Source organism: Aeromicrobium phoceense, assembly GCF_013868155.1.
Taxonomy (GTDB): Bacteria; Actinomycetota; Actinomycetes; order Propionibacteriales; family Nocardioidaceae; genus Aeromicrobium; species Aeromicrobium phoceense.
In genome coordinates this window covers 649,117-665,532 of record NZ_JACEOG010000001.1, presented here as the reverse complement: position 1 = coordinate 665,532, position 16,416 = coordinate 649,117, and the positions used below count along the sequence as shown (strand labels likewise).

Below are 16,416 nucleotides of genomic sequence, written 5' to 3'. Positions count from 1 at the left end.
CGATTGGAACTCCTGTGGGACTCTGAGGTAATCTCTTCTATTGCTGCCCGGGGCCTATAGCTCAGCTCGGTTAGAGCGCTTCCCTGATAAGGAAGAGGTCGATGGTTCAAGTCCATCTAGGCCCACCGAAGGAGGAATCGACGTGAAGAAGATCCTCACCCTGGCACTCGCGGTCGCCGGCGCCGTCTGGTTCGCGAACCGCCGCAAGTCCGCAGCTCAGCCCGATGCCTGGGCTCAGCACAGCGATCCGGTCTGACGCTCTCCCACCACGGGGCCTTGGCGCAATTGGTAGCGCACCTGCTTTGCAAGCAGGGGGTTAGGGGTTCGAGTCCCCTAGGCTCCACCAACAGATGCAGATCGCTTCTGTTGCGGCATCCCTGCCACGATGTCTGCTCAGTCCTAGATGACGCGCTGTATCTTGGCACGGCGTCGTTTGTCCTATCTCGATTCTTCGCACCATTCTCCACGCCCTTTGTCGAACGCTGCGGCGTATGCGTGTCGCGGGTGGGATGAACAAGGCGTCCTAAAGTCAACTTGGTGCGACCGTGGATGCGGTGAAGAAGTCGATTGGCATCGGCGTCTCCAGTTTCCACGTGACCGCAATCGGCCGTTCGCCGTCGTGCTTGACGTAGGTCGCCGGGCCGAGGAACAGGTACGGCGCGCCCGTGCCGTACTCGTCGACGGACGTCTGGCGAACGAAGAGAAGCACGTTGCTGCTGCCGTTGATGTAGCGCCGGCCGGTCGGTGAGGCGACGGTGGTGCGATTCTGAGACTCCCAATGGAACAGCGTCGGGCTGATGGGGTAGTCCCGGTACATGGTGGTAGGAGAGAAGGCGGCTTTGGACTTCTTCAACTGGATAAATAGGGCGTCGGTGTTGATGTCGGGTACCCAGAGGACGCCTTCGCGGAAGTTGATGGGCGGCTTGGCGAGACTCCCATCGCCGAGCGCCGCGAGAACCTCTTCTCGTCGGTACCGAGCGTGCACCTGCAGCGGGATGCCACCAAGGTCACCGGAGAGCTCGAGAGTCGTTCGTCGCGCGTTGTCGAAAGCGATGTCTACGAGCGTTGAAAGCTCATTCGCCGCGATCCCTTCGGACCGAAGTGAGGTAATCCCCTCTTCGATGCTGGTGAATCCACCGCCGTTGGGCCAGAGGGAGAAGAAGAGCATCTCGGCCAGGCGACGTTCGGACGGTGTCCAGAGTGTCGGTTCGGTGGCCCCGTCGAGGACCGACCGGTAAGCCAACGCACGTGGGCGGTCGTCGACATGGATCAGCGAGCGTCCGCGCTTCAAGAGCTCCCCTTCACGAGGGCCGACCGGGCGAGTCTCAAAGCCGGCGTCACGCCGGAGCCGGGTCCAGGAGCGGTCAGCCTTGAGTACATCGGGGAGCGCGGCTCCGGACTCGTCGAGAAACGCCCCGAGGTCGATGTCGCCGATGCTGCGTAGCTCGGACAGGAGGTCACGCCACCGACTGCCGATCTGTGTCTTGAGGTTTGCCAGAATGGCAGCCTGCGTCTCCTTGTCCATCACGATCTGGCAGCCGCTGGGCAAGAACGGGAACTTCTCGTCGATCGCAGCGCCGAGTCTGCTGCGGGGCAGCCCAGTGAGGGCAGTCAGCTTGAGGTCCCAGCGGAAGCGCTTGTGTTGATGCCCGACGAAATCGAGCACAGTGAGCACCGCTTTCTCGGGGGTGCGCCGAAGACCACGGCCGAGCTGCTGCAGGAAGACGGTAGCGCTTTCGGTCGGCCGGAGGAAAAGGATGGTGTCGACCTCCGGGATGTCCAGGCCCTCGTTGAACAGGTCGACGGTGAAGAGCACGTTGACGCTGCCATCGCGAAGAGCTCTGAGCGCTGAGGCACGTTCGTCGGGCCCGGCCTTTCCGGTTACGGTGCGTGCGGAGATTCCAGCCTCGTTGAAGGCGTCCGTCATGTACCGCGCGTGCTCGATCGAGACGCAGAAGCCCAGTGCGCGCATCGATCCGGTGTCGAGGACCTTGTCGTGCAACTGCTTGAGGATGACCTGTGTGCGAGCGTCATTGCCCGTGAAGAGGTTGGAAAGTTCGCGGTCGTCGTACGTGCCGCGCTTCCAACTGAGCTGGCTGAGGTCGGTGTTGTCCGCGACGCCGAAGTAGTGGAATGGGCACAGCAGCTCTTCACCGAGTGCGTCCCAGAGTCGAAGTTCGGTGGCGACCCGGCCGTCGAAGAATGCGTCGCGGACATTGATGCCGTCCGCACGCTCAGGGGTCGCCGTGAGGCCAAGCAGCTCAGTCGGCGCGAGGTGGTCGAGCAACTTCCGATACGTGGTGGCGGCCGCGTGGTGGAACTCATCGATGACGACGATGTCGAAGGCGTCAGCCGGGAGCTTCTCGACGCCGTAGGAACTCAGCGACTGGACGCTGGCGAATACGTGCTTCCAGTCTTTCGGGAACGCTCCGTCAACGTAGAGTTCGCCGAAGTTCGCGTCAGCCAACACCTCACGGTAGGTGCGCAAGGACTGGGTGAGGATTTCCTTGCGGTGCGCGACGAAGAGAAGCGAAGGCTGCCGGGACAATGCTGAGGCGAAGCGGCGGTAGTCGAGGGCAGCGACGACAGTCTTTCCGGTCCCGGTTGCTGCGACGACGAGGTTCCGGTGGCGATCGTGGATGCTCCGCTCCGCGTCTATACCGTCGAGCATCTCTTGCTGGTAGGGATACGGAGTGACCGTGAGGCCGGATAGGGCAAGCGTCACGCGACCGCTCTGGGTGCGTCCACCCGCTTCGGCCAGCGCGAGATCGAGCCGATCAGCGTCCCAATCGGGTTGATAGCTCTCGAACGCCGAGTCGTTCCAATAGGTGTCAAATGTGGCTTTGAATTTCTCCATGAGTGCGGGCGTCGCAGTCCGGGACAGGCGGACGTTCCACTCCACGCCTTCAAGCATGGCGGTGTGGGTGAGGTTCGAGGATCCGACGTATGCGGTGTCGAAGCCCGTGTTGCGGTGGAACATCCACGCCTTTGCATGCAGTCGGGTTCGTTGGGCGTCGTACTGCACCCGAACTTCAGCGTCGTACTCGCGGATCAGGTGGTCGAGCGCACGCCGTTCGGTAGAGCCTGTGTACGTAGTGGTGATCACTCGAAGTTTGCCGCCGCGCTCGCGTAGCCGGCGCAGCTCAGGGTCGAGAAGTCGTAAACCCGCCCAGCGGACGAATGCACATAAGAGATCGACGTCGTCAGCGGTGTCGATCTCGGTGCGCAATTCCGGTCCGAGGCTGGGCTCGGATCTCGCGTTCGTCATGAGGGCGGCATCGGATAGCGGCGTGCGCGGGCGAACCTCCGGGTAGGTAATGACACCAGCGCCAGGCGTCGGTCCGATCCGGAGAAGCTGTGACGCGGGGGCCGTCACCTCGGTGCCCAACTCCTGCAGTGCTTCGATCAGGTGGTTGGTGAGTGCCACCGCTTCCTCAGTGTTGCGGCCAGCGAAAGCGCGTTGCGCGGTGACATAGACGTGCCGGGCGAGGACGTGGGGGAGATCGACCTCATCGATTTCTCTGGTCGCGACTTCGAGCCCGCCCATGACTGCGAGCCGGGCCCGGAGATCCGTGGTCATCAACGATTCGTGCAGGCCAGGTGCGATCGGCTCGAGGGTCATGTGTGCAGCTTTACGTATCGGGCCGGCGCGAGAACGCAGTTCGTCTGGATCATTGCATTCAAGTCAGCACGCGGGGCGGAGAGTGTCGATCTGCCAGCCTGAATAGGCGGCGGTGACGCTGACCTCGCGTAGCCGGACAGTCAGTACGGATCTGGGGCGCGCTGCTGGTCTAGCTCGATTCCACGCACCATGCCCGACCAGTGATCCAAACCCATGTCGAGACCGGCACCCTGCTGATCGATGCCTTGCGGGAATGCGCGAATCTGGTGCGATGACCCCCGGCATCGAGACCCCTGACCACCGCGGCCGCACGGGCCTGCACCTGACGGGCCGCGACCTCGACCGCAACCCCGACGTCGTCGTGCGCGACGTGGAGGTGCTGTCGAACGACTGGTACGTCCTTCGCGCGACCACCTTCGACCGTCGCGGGTCCGACGGCGTCTGGCGCACCGAGCGGCGCGAGACCTACGACCGCGGCGACGGCGCGACGATCCTGCTGTACGACGCGGACCGCAGGACGGTGCTGCTGACGCGGCAGTTCCGCTTCCCGGTCTACGTCAACGGCCACCCCGACGGAATGCTCCTCGAGACGGCCGCCGGCCTGCTGGACGAGGACGATCCCGTAGCGGCGATCCGCCGCGAGACCGTCGAGGAGACGGGCGTCGAGATCGGGCCGGTCCAGCACGTGTTCGACGTGTTCATGAGCCCCGGTTCCGTGACCGAGCGCCTGCACTTCTTCGCGGCCCCGTATCGCTCGGAGGACATCGAGGGCACGCAGCACGGCGTCGCGTCAGAGGGCGAGGACATCGAGATCGTGGAGCTGGACATCGACCGGGCCCGCGCGGCCATCGGCACCGAGATCGTGGACGCCAAGGCGATCATGCTCCTGCAATGGGCGTTGCTGGACGGGCCTTTCGCCTGATTCTCCGACGAGCGGAGGGGCCCGGACTGCGGTACCAAGGAGGGAGGGGCCGGTGCGCCAGCGTCGACCGACGCAGCCGGACCCGCGGAGGTGAACCTGATGGACAACGTCGACCCCTGGGTCTGGATCCTGATCGCGGTTGTGGCGCTGCTGCTCGTGGCCGCTCTCGTCTGGGCCCTCACGAAGGGAAACAAGGCCAAGGAGGAGAAGCGGCTCGAGAAGGAGCGCGAGCAGCGCGTCGAAGCCGCCCGCCTGCGCGACGAGGCCCGCGAGGCCTCGGTCTCCGCCAACCAGACCGCCGCCGGTGCCGCCGCGGCCCGTGCCGACGCCGACCAGGCGCGACTCGACGCCGAGCGACTCGAGCGTCAGGCCGAGGAGCTCCATCAGGAGGCCGCGGAGACCAAGCAGCACGTCGAGCACCGGATGGCCAAGGCCGACGAGATCGACCCCGACGTCACCGACGGTCAGCGCAACGACCGCACGGACGCGCAGCGTGACGACCTCACCGACGGTCGCCACGACGACGTGGCCGCGGCCCGGCAGGACCCGGTGTCGCAGGATCGGCCCGTCTTCACCGGCAAGCACGGTGGCGACCCGGACTCCGACGTGCGGGACCCCGCGCTGACGGACGCTCCGCCCGAGGATCCCGACACCCGTCGCGTCTGACCGCAGCGCGGAGGGCGGGTTCGTCCCCAGGTGTGGGTAGACCTGTGGATGAAATGACAGCGATGTAATTCCCGCCGTTGCAGGCAGTCCTGGGCAGGCCCGGGTTCCACGTCCGGAACCCGGGCCTGCTCGCTCTCCAATGTCACGCACGACGACGGAGGCGAGCACCATGGCCAGGGACGACAGGTCGACCCCATGATTGCGCTGGCGCTCGCGTTCCTGTGCGGCATGGCGTTCGCCGTCTCCCTCGCCGTGATGCTGGCGACCGGCATGGTGAGTCGGGCGATGGCCTCGTTCTCGCTGGCCGAGGAGGACGTCGGCCTCGACGAGTTCGCCCACCTGCGCTGAGGTGGGTTTGTCCCCACCTGTGCACAGCCATGTGGATGAACCACACGGGTGTAATTCGTGGAATTCACCGGCATCAGTAGGATGTCCGAATGCCGTTGATCGTCCCGGACGCCCTGCGCGCCGCCGGTGTCGTCAGCGTCGTGGCGGCCACGATCCACGGGGGATGGATCGGCTTTGCACTGTTCTTCCTCGTGCTCGGGGCGCTCTTCATCCCTCGCGCGGTCGGCACCGGGCCGGCCCTCGACGTCACCTTCTGCGGCGCCCTCCTGCTCGGCGGTTGGGCCGCCCAGCTCGACTGGTACCTCGCCGTCCCGGGCCTCGATCTCGTCGTCCACGCCGCAGCCACCGGGCTGATCGCGGCCCTCACCTGGCAGGTGCTCGTGAAGGTCGGCGCCCTCGCCACCCACGACGACCCCCGGCTCGCGCGCCCCCGGCTCGGCGCCTTCGTCGTCACGATCACCACCGCCGTCGCGCTCGCCGTGGTGTGGGAGTTCCTCGAGTGGATGGGCCACACCTGGATCGACGACCGGATCCAGGTGGGCTACGACGACACGATCGGCGACCTCGCCGCCGGAGCGGTCGGCGCGTTGGTCGCCGCGCTCGTGGTGAGCCGCACGTCGGCCGCGGAGCCGAGCCGGTGACCACCCCGACGGTCTCGGTCGTCATCCCCGTGCACGACGACGCCGACGAGCTCCGCGAGTGCCTGCGTCTGCTCGCGCTCCAGACCGTGGCCCCGCTCGAGGTGGTCGTGGTCGACAACGGCTGCACCGACGACTCGGCCGCCGTCGCCGCGGCCGCCGGAGCGCGTGTCGTCGTGGAGCCGCGCCTGGGCATCCCCCCGGCGGCCGCCGCCGGCTACGACGCGGCCACGGGCGACGTGATCGCCCGGCTCGACGCCGACTCGCGGCCCGGCCCCGACTGGATCGCGCGGGTCGCCGGCGCGATGGCCGACCCCGAGGTCGATGCCGTCACCGGGGCCGGCTGGTTCCACGACCTGCCGCCCGTCCTGGGCCGCATCGCCACGGTGGCCTACCTCGGCGCCTACTACGTCCTGACGTACCTGGCCCTCGGGCACCATCCGCTGTGGGGATCGAGCATGGCGATCCGCCGCACCAGCTGGGAGCGCGTGCGCGACCGGGTGCACCGGTTCGACGACGTGCACGACGACATGGACCTCGCCTTCGCGCTCGGGCCGGAGTCCGTGATCCGCTACGACCGCGCCCTGCGGCTGGGTGTCTCGGGACGCTCGGTGCGGGGCCGGAAGCAGCTGGCGCGCCGGATGGACCGCGCCGTCACCACACTGAGGCTCAACTGGGCGGAGCGCCCGCCGTGGAAGCGCTGGCAGGACCGGTTCCGGCCCCGCCACGTCACCGGAGGCTGATCCAGATCAGCAGCTGCGTCACCAGGAATCCGGTGACGAAGTTCAGCCACAGGAAGCGGCGCCAGCCGGCGTTCGCCTCCTCGCACCGCTCGTCGGTGATCGACAGGTACGGCGCGATGTTGGCGGCGTAGGGCAGCACCAGCAGGGCGGAGAGGGATCCGGGCCACGGCAGCGCCAGCAGGCACAGGCCGCCCACGAGGTAGGCCGCGAAGGCGAATCGCGTGGTGTTGCGGGCGCCGAGGACCGTGCCGATCGAGCCGATGCCGGCCGCGCGGTCGGCGGTGACGTCCTGGACGGCGCCGAACGCGTGCGAACCGATGCCCCACGCGAAGAAGCCCGCGATGGCGGCGACGACCGTGACCCCGAGCTCCACCTCGCCGCCGCGGGCGGCCGCGAGGGCCAGCCCGAACACGGCGGGGCTGACGAAGTGCGTGCTGGAGGTGAGCGAGTCCAGGAACGGGCGCTCCTTGAACCGCAGCATCGGGGCCGAGTACGCGATGACGGCGAAGATGCTGACCGCCAGCACGAGGTTGGACAGTGGCGATCCCATCGCGGCCAGCACCACGACGAACGGCACGTTCGAGAGGACCGCCGACCAGATCGTGAGCCGGTGGATGCGACGGTCGAGCACGATCCCCTCGACCCCGCCCTTGCGCGGGTTGCGCAGGTCGGACTCGTAGTCGAAGACGTCGTTGATCCCGTACATCAGCAGGTTGTAGGGCACCAAGAAGTACGCGCAGCCCACCCAGAACGCGACGTCGAGCCCACCGCCTGCCAGCAGGTAGGCCGCGCCGAACGGGAAGGCCGTGTTGACCCACGACAGCGGGCGGGACGACGCCAGCACCTGGCCGGCGCGGCTCACGCCTGGTCCTGCGCCGAGACGGTGGAGTCGAAGTGGCGGGCCGGCCGCGAGAGCAGCAGGGACAGCGACGAGACCAGGATCGTGGCCGCGAGCGGCCACGCGAAGTCCTCGATCGGCGCGAGCCCCACGTGGATGCCGGTCAGGGCCGACTCGTCGAACCGGAAGAGGTCGGCGGCGATCATCACGCTGTCGAACACCGCGGTCAGGACGGCCAGCGCCACGGCGGTGAGCCCGGTGGCGGCCCACCAGCGACGGTCGGGGCGCCGCGTGACGACCGCGAGGGCCAGGACGGGAAGGGTGGCGGCCGTGAAGACCGCGGCGAGGCCGAGGTACGTCATCGGGTCACCGTCCTGCGGTCGAGCAGCATCGTGAACAGCCCGTGCAGCACGCCGGTGACGTAGCAGAGGAAGACGATGAAGAAGAGCTCCTCGAGCGGCAGCTCGCGGGCCACCTCGATCCCGGTCATCGCCGGGGACTCGCCCCGCGCGTACACCTCGAGCCGGATCGCCACGATGTCCCACACCAGGAAGAACACGAAGCCGACGGCCAGGACGACCAGCGCGTTCGAGGCCTTCCGGAAGAGGAACAGCCGCCAGCGGCGGTCGACGAGTCCCATGCAGAAGCCCGCCCCGATCACCGAGGCGAGGTAGAGCCAGCTCACGCGACCACCGTAGTGCCGGCCCGTGGCTCGCGTGACGGGCCCGCCGACCGGTCGCCGCGCAGCCGCTTCAGGACGAGCTCCGCGCTGATCAGGCACATCGGCAGCCCGATGCCCGGGATCGTGCTGGCTCCGGCGTAGAGCAGCCCGTCCACCTTGCGCGAGGCGTTGCGCGCGCGGAGGAAGGCACTCTGGCGCAGGGTGTGGGCGGGCCCGAGAGCCCCGCCCGACCACGCGTTCAGGTCTGCGGCGAAGTCACCGGGTCCCACGGTGCGCCGCACCTTGATCCGCGAGGCCAGGTCGGGCACGCCCGCCCACGAGGCGATCTGGCCGATGGCCGCGTCCGCGGTCTTCTCGACCACGGGATCGCCTCCCCCGTCGACGCCCCCGCGCCCCAGGTTCACGTCGGCCGGCACCGGCACGAGGATGAACACGTTCTCGTCGCCCTCGGGAGCCACCGATGGGTCGGTGGCCGACGGACGGCACACGTAGGAGGACGCAGGGTCCGGCACCCGGCCGGGCCGACCGAGGACGTCGTCGAAGTTCGCGGCCCAGTCCCGGGTGAAGAACATGGTGTGGTGGGCCAGCTCGGGCAGTTCGCCCTCCACCCCGAGGTACGCCAGCACGGCGCCCGGGCCCGGATCGCGGCGCTTCCACCACGACTCCGGGTAGGTCTGCAGGTGCTCGGGCAGCAGTCGCGTCTCGAGGTGGTGCAGGTCCATCGCGCCGACCACGACGTCGGCATCGATCCGCTCGATCCCGTCGTCGGTGCGGAACGTGACCCCCTCGACCCGCGCCCGCGCGCCCCGCGTGGGCAGGGCGCGGCCCGTGGAAGCGGTGTCGATGCCGATGACGGTGGCGCCGGTGCGGATGCGCACGCCGCGGGCGCGCGCCAGGGCGGCGATCGCGTCGATCAGCGTGGAGAAGCCGCCCTGCGGGTAGAGCACGCCGTCGGCGAGGTCCATCCCGCTCATCAGGTGGTACATGCTCGGCGCGCGCGACGGCGACGAGCCGAGGAACACGGCGGGGTACCCCAGGATCTGGCGCAGTCTCGTGTCGTCGAAGCGCGCGGCGACGTGCGACTCCAGCGAGCGGCCGAGCAGTCCGGCCAGGCGCGGCGCCCGGCGCAGCACGTCGGCGTGAGCGAGGTTCGCCGGCCGCTCGAAGCTCGTGTAGAGGAAGTGGTCGACCGCCATCTGGTGGGTGTCGGCCGCCGAGTCCAGGTAGTCCTCGAGGCGACGGCCCGCGCCGGGCTCGATCGCGTCGAACAGGGCGACGTTCTCGGCGCGCGTGGCCCGCACGTCGACGGGCTGCTCATTGCCCTCGAAGAACACGCGGTAGCCCGGATCGAGCCGGACGAGGTCGAGCTGCTCGTCCGCAGTGGTCCCGAGGAGCCGGAAGAAGTGCTCGAAGACCTCGGGCATCAGGTACCAGGAGGGGCCGGTGTCGAAGCGGAAGCCGTTCTTGCTCCACGAGCCGGCGCGCCCGCCCACGTCGTCGCGCTGCTCGAGCAGGTCGACCGACCAGCCGTCGGCGGCCAGGAGGGCCGCGGTGGCGAGTCCGGAGATCCCGCCGCCGATGACGGTGACGCGGCGCATCAGACGCCCACCGTGACGGCGCGCGCGACGACCCGAGCCTTGGCCGGGCCGGGCACGCGGATGCGCTCCGAGCGGATCCGGGCGGGCGAGGCGTTGCGGAGCCGCCGTGACAGCTCTGCGAAGAGGGCGTGGGCGGCGGCGACCGCGCGGCGGCTGCCGGCGGGCAGGCGCGGGATCACGGCCGCGGCGGCGGCGAGGTCGGCGTCGATGTCGTCGAGCAGCCGGTCGCGCATCGCGACGTCGAAGTGCTCCGGGTCCAGTCCGGGAACGTAGCTGCGGCCGAGGTTGTCGCGGTCGTCGCCGAGGTCGCGCAGGAAGTTCACCTTCTGGAAGGCGGCGCCGAGACGCTGGGCGCCGGGGGCCAGCTCGGCGTACTGCGCCTCGGGCCGGGGCTGGTCGAGGAGGAACGCCTTGAGGCACATCAGGCCCACGACCTCGGCGGAGCCGTAGATGTACGTCGCGAAGCTGGCCTCGTCGTGGTCGGTGCGGAAGAGGTCGGTGCGCATCGACTGGAAGAACGGGTCGACCAGGTCGGTGCCGATCCCGCACGCGCGCGCCGTGCGCGCGAATGCGTGGACGACGAGGTTCGCGCTGTGCCCGGTGCGCATGGCCTCGTGGACCTCGGCATGGAGCGAGTCGAGCACGCGCAGCTGCTGGTCGTGGTCGCCGTCCGGGCGCGGGGCGTCGACGATCTCGTCCGCCACGCGCACGAGCGCGTAGATGTTGCACACGCGCGTGCGCACGGGCTCGTTCAGCAGCCGTGACGCCAGCGAGAACGACGTGGAGTAGCGCTTGATCACGAGCGCGGCGGCACCCTCGGCCACGTCGTCGTACAGCGTGTAGGCCTCGGTGGCGGCGGTCGATCCCGAGCGGCCGTGCTCATCGTGGTGGAGTGCGCTCATGCCGCACCGACCCGGGCGGCGGGGTCGTGCGTCGTGGCGGCCATGTGCCAAGCCTGCGCCACGAGGGGGTCCAGGAGCGACCGCTCGAGGTCGAGGGTGCGGGCGTGCTCGCGCGCCAGGGCCAGGTGGCCGTCGGCGAGGTCCTCCACGTAGCCCCGCGAGCCGCAGGCCGCGAGTGCCTCGCGCACGCCGGCTGCGGCCGCCTCGGTGAGGTCGGGGTCGCCGAGGTGGGGCGCGATCCGCTCCCACTCGGCCGTCTGTGACGCGTGCACCATGAGCGGCGTCCGCTTGCCCTCGCGCAGGTCGCCCATCGAGTCCTTGCCCGTCGTCTCGGGGTCGCCGAACATCGCCATCACGTCGTCGTGGAGCTGGAACGCGACGCCCAGGCAGCGGCCGATCTCGCCGAGGACACGCACGGCGGACTCGTCGGCCCCTGCGAGGACGGCACCGGCCTGCAGCGGCAGCACGAACGAGTAGACGGCCGTCTTGTGCTCGGTGACGGCGATGGCCTCGTCGGCGCTCGGCATGGCGGTGCCCAGGGCCAGGCGGACGTCGGCCAGCTCGCCGGCGGCGGAGGCGTGCAGCGTGGCGTCGAGGAGATCGAGCAGACGGTGGGTGGTGACCGGGTCGACGCCGCACGTCGCCACGGCGCGGATCGCCGCGGCCAGTGCCAGGTCGCCGGCGAGGATCGCGCCGGCGCGCGCGTAGGTGTCGTGGTCGTCCGGCGAGCTGGCCAGCTCGGTGGCGTCGGAGCGGAACAGGCCCGGCACGCTGGGCCGTCCACGGCGGGTGTCGTCGTTGTCAATCACGTCGTCGTGGATCACGAAGGCGGTGTGGAGCAGCTCGGTGGCCGCGGCGACGGCATCGACCACCGTGTCGGGCTGGTCGCCGCCGAAGGCCGCGTGCACCGTCGTGACGAGCCACGGCCGGAAGCGCTTGCCGCCGGAGCTGCCGAGGTCGAGGGCGGTGAGCAGTGCGTGGTGGTCGCGGCTCAGGCCGGGGACGCGGGCCGAGTGCAGGAGTGAGTCGAGCTCCGATTGCAGGGTCATGGACTCGTCTCCGTCTCGTCCGGCGCCAGCACGTGCCAGGCGTCCGCCTCCTCGATCGCGGCAGCCTGCTCGACCAGCCACGGGCTCAGCGCCCACGGCGCGATCCGCACCGTCTCGCGCAGGTCGGACACGTCGACCCAGCGCAGCTCCTCCACCTCGTCGGGATGGGGCTGCGCCTCGTCGGTTGCGCGGGCGACGAAGACGGGGCACACCTCGTTCTCCACCACTCCGGAGGCGTCGACCGCGCGGTAGGCGAAGTCGGGCAGGAACGGGCGGATGGATGCGGGCTCGAGGCCGAGCTCACCGCGGCCATGGCGGCTGACCGCGTCTACGAGGTCCTCGCCGGGCCGCGGGTGGCCGCAGAAGGAGTTGGTCCACACGCCGGGCCACGACCGCTTTCCGAGGGCGCGCCGGGTGAGCAGCACGCGACCGCGACCGTCGATCAGGTAGCAGGAGAACGCCAGGTGCAGCGGCGTGTCCTGGCCGTGGACGTCGTGCCGGGGAGCCGTGCCGATGGGGCGCCTCTCGTCGTCCAGCAGGACGACGAGGTCGTCGGGATCCCCGTGCGGGAGCCGGTCGGGCAGGCCCGAGCGCGTGCCGCTGGACGGCGCAGCGGCGTCCGCTGCCCCGGTTGCGTGGTCGAGCACGGGTTCCACAAGACCTCCTGGTGACACCTCGAACGATATTGCTAACCAATCTAGATATCAACTTATATAAATAGTGCCTATGATGAAGGGGTGCCGATGCGTCCACTTCCCCGTACCCCCGTGGCACCCGACTACACCGACGACGAACGCGACCTGCTGAGGGCCGTGCGCGAGCTCGTCCGGGCCGATCGGGAGATGCGCAACCGCCTCAGCGACGCGATGCGGGTCAACCCCACCGACCTGCGATCGCTGCGTCACGTCATTCGCGCGGTGGAGATCGCGGAGTCCGATCCGCAGGGCAGCGCGGTCCCGGGGGTGACCCCGCGCCGGCTCGCAGACCACCTCGGCATCAGCACCGCCGCCGTGACGACCCTGGTCGACCGGCTCGTCGCCTCCGGACACCTGGAGCGCGTGCCGCACCCCACCGACCGTCGTTCCGTGGTGCTGGTCCCCACCGAGCAGGCCCGCCACGAGATGTCGGTGCACCTGGCCGACATGCACGAGCGGATGAAGGCCATCGCGGCCAGGGTGCCGGTGGAAGCCAGGCCCGCGATCATCGACTTCCTGCAGTCCCTCACGTCGGAGATGGAGCGCGGCCGGCTCGAGGTGGGCCCGTCCTGAGCCCGGTTGTCCCCAGGTGGGGACAATGTTGTGGGTAAACCACACTGATGTAATTCGCGGCGTTCGAGTGCCGAAACGACAAGGCATCCGAGCCCGGATCGGGGTCGGATGCCTCATCGTTCGTCGGTGCTCAGACGTGCGGAAGGATCTCCTCGGCCACGAGCCGCAGGTGGTCCAGGTCGGCCAGGTCGAGCACCTGCAGGTACAGGCGCTCGGACCCGGCGTCGGCGAACTCGCCGATCCGGTCGAGGATCTCGGCAGGCGTGCCGGCGAGCCCGTTGGCGCGCAGCTCGTCGACCTCGCGGCCGATCGCCGCGGCACGCCGGGCGATCTCGGTCTCGTCCGATCCCGCGCACAGCACCAGCGCGTTGGACCACGCAAGCGATGCCGGATCGCGCTCGGCCTTCTCGCAGGCCTCACGCACCCGCCCGAACTGGGTGCGGGTGAAGTCGGCCGACTCGAACGGGATGTTGAACTCGTCGGCGAACCGCGCCGCCAGCGCCGGGGTGCGGCGCTTGCCCTTGCCGCCCACGATCACGGGGATCCGGTCCTGCGCCGGCTTGGGCAACGCCGGAGAGTCGGTGACCGTGTAGTGCCGGCCCTCGAACGAGTAGGCGCCGGAGGTGTCGGCCCACAGGCCGGTGATGATCTCCAGCTGCTCCTCGAGACGGTCGAAGCGCTCGGGCGTCTCAGGGAAGCCGATCCCGTAGGCCCGGTGCTCGGCGTCGAACCAGCCCGCGCCGAGCCCGAACTCCACGCGTCCACCGCTCATCTGGTCGACCCCGGCCACGCTGATCGCCAGCGGTCCGGGCAGCCGGAACGTGGCACTCGTGACGAGCGTGCCCAGCCGGATGGTGGACGTGTCGCGGGCCAGGCCGGCCAGCGTGATCCAGGCGTCGCTTGGACCGGGCAGGCCCTCCCCGCCCATCGCGAGGTAGTGGTCGGAGCGGAAGAAGGCGTCGAAGCCCAACCGCTCGGACTCCTGCGCGACGGCGAGGAGGTCGTCGTACGACGCTCCCTGCTGCGGTTCGGTGAAGATCCTCAGTCGCATCAGGCGCGAGCGTCGGGATCGTCGGTGCCCAGCGGGTTCGGCTGGGAGGAGAGGTCGTCCGAGCCGGCCTCGTCGATGTCGAACGGAGCCCGGGCGTCGGCGGCTGCCGCGTCGGCGCGCAGACCCTCCGAGCTGGTGCTGTAGGCGGGGGCGGACGCGTCGGCCTCCGTGGCGGTGGAGGTACGGGAGCCGGTGCCCGAGTCCTTCGAGCCCTCGTCCTTGGAGAAGTCGGCGGCGGTCTTCACCTTCTCGCCGACCGTGCCCGAGACGTCCTTGGCCTTCTCGCTGACGACGCCGGAGACGTCCTTCGCGGTCTCGGCGACGCGGTGGCCCACGTCGGACGCGGCCTGCTTGGCGGTGTCCTGCGCCTTGTGGGCGGTGGACTGGACCGGATCGGTGTGCCACACCTTCTCGGCCTGCTGCTTGATCTGCTCATAGCGGCCGCGGCCGGCGCGGGTTCCAAGGACGTATCCGACGGCGGCGGCCGTCAGCAGCGCGAGCTTCTTCACGAGCGATCACTCCTAGGTTCTGGTGGGGACCCGTCCATTGTGTCGTGGTTCGCCGACATCCTCATGTCGTGGAGCGGGGCGCGGGCGACATGGCCCATCCGATCGCCCGCGTCACGGCCACGCCGCCGGCGCGGACGGCGGTCGCCTCGGTGACCGGCAGCCAGGGCAGGCGCAGCGGACGGCGGGCCCAGCGCGGCAGCAGCCCCACCGCCGCGGCCGCGAGCATGCCGTAGGGCGCTCGCACCGTCCACGGCACCGGCGGGCTCAGCAGCATGAAGCGGGCGGCCTCGCGAGCGGCGGGCGTGCTCTCGAGCTCAGGGCGGTAGGACGCCAGCGCAGCCGCCAGCTCCTCCGTGCTCTCCGGCACGTCGCGCGCGCCGAGCAGCCGGGCGGTGATTCCGGCCTGGGCGACGTAGACGTCGCGCTCCTCGGGCCCGAGGGGACGGGCGCCGTAGCGGCCGTGCGCGCGCAGGAACGAGTCGATCTCCGCGACGTGCACCCAGCGCAGCAGGTGCGGGTCGGAGGCCGCGTACTCGCGTCCGTCGTCGGTGGTGCCCCGGACGCGCTCGTGGATCCGGCGCACGGCCCCGATCGCCCGGTCGGCGTGGTCGACGGTGCCGAAGGTCGTCTCGGCGATGAAGCCGCTGGTGCGCTGCAGTCGTCCCCAGGGGTCGCCGCGGAACCCCGAGTGCTGGTCCACGCCGGCCATCGCCAGGGGGTGCAGCGACTGAAGCAGCAGGGCACGGATCCCGCCGACGAACATCGAGGCGTCCCCGTGGACGCGCCAGACGGGGTCCGCGGGGGTGAACCGGCGCTCGCCCGGCGTGCCGTGGATGCGCTCGCGGCGACCCTCGCCCTCGGGACCGGCCACGCGCGCGAAGATCGCGGAGGCGGCCTGGTCACGGACGCGTTCGATCATGGCGCCAACGTAGCCCCGGCGGCGTGAGATCGCCGCCGGGACTTCGGGCCGCCCAGGACCTTCGGGGGCGAGGCGGGGCAGCGGACCGCGCGTGGGGAGGGGCGCGGCCCGGGAAGGGCGGCCGGGAGGGGAAGCCCGGCTCGCCTCAGTGCGTGACCAGGTCGTCGGCCGAGGCCACGTCCACCGTCTCGGCGGTGGACGTGGTCGGTACCGCGACCACGACGCACTGCGCGTGGGTCAGGCAGTAGTGGCTGACCGATCCGAACAGCACGCGGCTGATGCCCGTGTGCACGCGCGTGCCGACGACCAGCATGGCCGCGTCGCGCGAGGCATCGACGAGCGTCGGTCCGGGCGCGCCCTGCACGACCTCGATGCGGCGGGGCCTGCCGTCGGCGTCCTCGGACCCGATCGTCTCGGTCACCCAGCGCGCGGCGTTCGACCGGGCGTCGGACTCGTAGGCCATCCACGGGACCTCGGCGCCGGCCATCGCGACGGCCGCGTCGATCTGCCAGACGTGGACGATCTTGAGGTCCGCGCCACGGAGGTCGGCCTCCTTCGCGGCCCACGTGAGGGCGGCGGCTCCTGCGGGGGTTTCGTCCACTCCGACGACGATGGTGTTGGTGCTCATCGTGGTTCCTTTCTCTACATCTCCATCGTGCTC

At 69.9% G+C, this 16,416-nt stretch carries 18 protein-coding genes and 2 tRNA genes; 8 read left to right on the top strand and 12 right to left on the bottom strand.

Annotated features, from left to right (window positions below; all coding sequences use genetic code 11):
* Window positions 1-50 precede the first annotated feature (50 nt).
* Window positions 51-125: transfer RNA gene (locus H1W00_RS03230), tRNA-Ile, on the top strand.
* A gap of 145 nt (window positions 126-270) precedes the next feature.
* Window positions 271-346: transfer RNA gene (locus H1W00_RS03225), tRNA-Ala, on the top strand.
* 183 nt (window positions 347-529) lie between these two features.
* Here the strand turns inward: H1W00_RS03225 and H1W00_RS03220 are convergent.
* Window positions 530-3,622, bottom strand: coding sequence for a DEAD/DEAH box helicase (locus tag H1W00_RS03220; protein ID WP_181753547.1), 3,093 nt, complete (start codon window positions 3,620-3,622; stop codon window positions 530-532).
* Window positions 3,623-3,893: 271 nt separating this feature from the next.
* Between H1W00_RS03220 and H1W00_RS03215 the strand changes: the two genes are divergently transcribed.
* From H1W00_RS03215 to H1W00_RS03195, 5 genes are all read left to right on the top strand, one after another.
* Window positions 3,894-4,544 carry an NUDIX domain-containing protein gene (locus H1W00_RS03215; protein WP_181753546.1) on the top strand — a complete coding sequence of 217 codons (651 nt, stop codon included), beginning with the start codon at window positions 3,894-3,896 and terminating at the stop codon, window positions 4,542-4,544.
* A 99-nt stretch (window positions 4,545-4,643) separates the two neighbouring features.
* On the top strand, window positions 4,644-5,210 hold the full coding sequence (locus H1W00_RS03210; RefSeq protein WP_181753544.1) for a hypothetical protein: 567 nt from the start codon (window positions 4,644-4,646) through the stop codon (window positions 5,208-5,210).
* Between the two features lie 195 nt (window positions 5,211-5,405).
* Window positions 5,406-5,558, top strand: coding sequence for a hypothetical protein (locus H1W00_RS03205; RefSeq protein ID WP_181753542.1), 153 nt, complete (start codon window positions 5,406-5,408; stop codon window positions 5,556-5,558).
* A gap of 89 nt (window positions 5,559-5,647) precedes the next feature.
* Complete coding sequence (locus H1W00_RS03200) at window positions 5,648-6,199, top strand: DUF2238 domain-containing protein (RefSeq protein WP_181753540.1); 552 nt, start codon at window positions 5,648-5,650, stop codon at window positions 6,197-6,199.
* Complete coding sequence (locus tag H1W00_RS03195; RefSeq protein WP_181753538.1) at window positions 6,196-6,939, top strand: glycosyltransferase; 744 nt, start codon at window positions 6,196-6,198, stop codon at window positions 6,937-6,939. Before H1W00_RS03200 ends, H1W00_RS03195 begins: the two co-directional genes overlap by 4 nt.
* Here H1W00_RS03195 and H1W00_RS03190 read toward each other — a convergent pair.
* From H1W00_RS03190 to idi, 7 genes are read right to left on the bottom strand one after another with little or no spacing between them, the layout of a single operon-like run.
* Window positions 6,926-7,801 carry a prenyltransferase gene (locus tag H1W00_RS03190; protein ID WP_181753536.1) on the bottom strand — a complete coding sequence of 292 codons (876 nt, stop codon included), beginning with the start codon at window positions 7,799-7,801 and terminating at the stop codon, window positions 6,926-6,928. The genes H1W00_RS03195 and H1W00_RS03190 overlap by 14 nt on opposite strands.
* Window positions 7,798-8,139 (bottom strand): lycopene cyclase domain-containing protein, encoded by a 342-nt coding sequence (locus H1W00_RS03185; protein ID WP_181753534.1) that lies wholly within the window; start codon window positions 8,137-8,139, stop codon window positions 7,798-7,800. The genes H1W00_RS03190 and H1W00_RS03185 overlap by 4 nt, the downstream gene beginning before the upstream one ends.
* Window positions 8,136-8,462, bottom strand: coding sequence for a lycopene cyclase domain-containing protein (locus tag H1W00_RS03180; RefSeq protein ID WP_181753532.1), 327 nt, complete (start codon window positions 8,460-8,462; stop codon window positions 8,136-8,138). The genes H1W00_RS03185 and H1W00_RS03180 overlap by 4 nt, the downstream gene beginning before the upstream one ends.
* Window positions 8,459-10,057: a phytoene desaturase family protein gene (gene crtI / locus H1W00_RS03175; protein ID WP_181753530.1), complete on the bottom strand. Its 1,599-nt coding sequence runs from the start codon at window positions 10,055-10,057 to the stop codon at window positions 8,459-8,461. The genes H1W00_RS03180 and crtI overlap by 4 nt, the downstream gene beginning before the upstream one ends.
* The gene (locus tag H1W00_RS03170) at window positions 10,057-10,959 is read right to left on the bottom strand and encodes a phytoene/squalene synthase family protein (RefSeq protein ID WP_181753528.1); all 903 of its coding nucleotides are present in this window, start codon (window positions 10,957-10,959) and stop codon (window positions 10,057-10,059) included. The genes crtI and H1W00_RS03170 overlap by 1 nt, the downstream gene beginning before the upstream one ends.
* Complete coding sequence (locus H1W00_RS03165) at window positions 10,956-12,008, bottom strand: polyprenyl synthetase family protein (RefSeq protein ID WP_181753526.1); 1,053 nt, start codon at window positions 12,006-12,008, stop codon at window positions 10,956-10,958. Before H1W00_RS03165 ends, H1W00_RS03170 begins: the two co-directional genes overlap by 4 nt.
* Window positions 12,005-12,592, bottom strand: a complete 588-nt coding sequence (gene idi / locus H1W00_RS03160; protein WP_181756150.1) for an isopentenyl-diphosphate Delta-isomerase — start codon at window positions 12,590-12,592, stop codon at window positions 12,005-12,007. Before idi ends, H1W00_RS03165 begins: the two co-directional genes overlap by 4 nt.
* Window positions 12,593-12,751: 159 nt before the next feature.
* On the opposite strand from idi, the gene H1W00_RS03155 reads away from it, so the two are divergent.
* The gene (locus tag H1W00_RS03155) at window positions 12,752-13,276 is read left to right on the top strand and encodes a MarR family winged helix-turn-helix transcriptional regulator (RefSeq protein ID WP_181753524.1); all 525 of its coding nucleotides are present in this window, start codon (window positions 12,752-12,754) and stop codon (window positions 13,274-13,276) included.
* Window positions 13,277-13,406: 130 nt separating this feature from the next.
* On the opposite strand, the gene H1W00_RS03150 is transcribed toward H1W00_RS03155, so the two are convergent.
* The 4 genes from H1W00_RS03150 to H1W00_RS03135 all read right to left on the bottom strand — a co-directional run bounded on the left by H1W00_RS03150 (window position 13,407) and on the right by H1W00_RS03135 (window position 16,383).
* Window positions 13,407-14,327 (bottom strand): LLM class F420-dependent oxidoreductase, encoded by a 921-nt coding sequence (locus H1W00_RS03150; RefSeq protein ID WP_181753522.1) that lies wholly within the window; start codon window positions 14,325-14,327, stop codon window positions 13,407-13,409.
* Window positions 14,327-14,836 carry a hypothetical protein gene (locus tag H1W00_RS16180; RefSeq protein ID WP_194956555.1) on the bottom strand — a complete coding sequence of 170 codons (510 nt, stop codon included), beginning with the start codon at window positions 14,834-14,836 and terminating at the stop codon, window positions 14,327-14,329. The genes H1W00_RS03150 and H1W00_RS16180 overlap by 1 nt, the downstream gene beginning before the upstream one ends.
* A gap of 61 nt (window positions 14,837-14,897) precedes the next feature.
* A complete protein-coding gene (locus H1W00_RS03140) occupies window positions 14,898-15,755 on the bottom strand; it encodes an oxygenase MpaB family protein (RefSeq protein ID WP_181753520.1) in 858 nt (285 codons plus the stop codon).
* A gap of 145 nt (window positions 15,756-15,900) precedes the next feature.
* A complete protein-coding gene (locus H1W00_RS03135) occupies window positions 15,901-16,383 on the bottom strand; it encodes a universal stress protein (protein ID WP_181753518.1) in 483 nt (160 codons plus the stop codon).
* Window positions 16,384-16,416 lie beyond the last annotated feature (33 nt).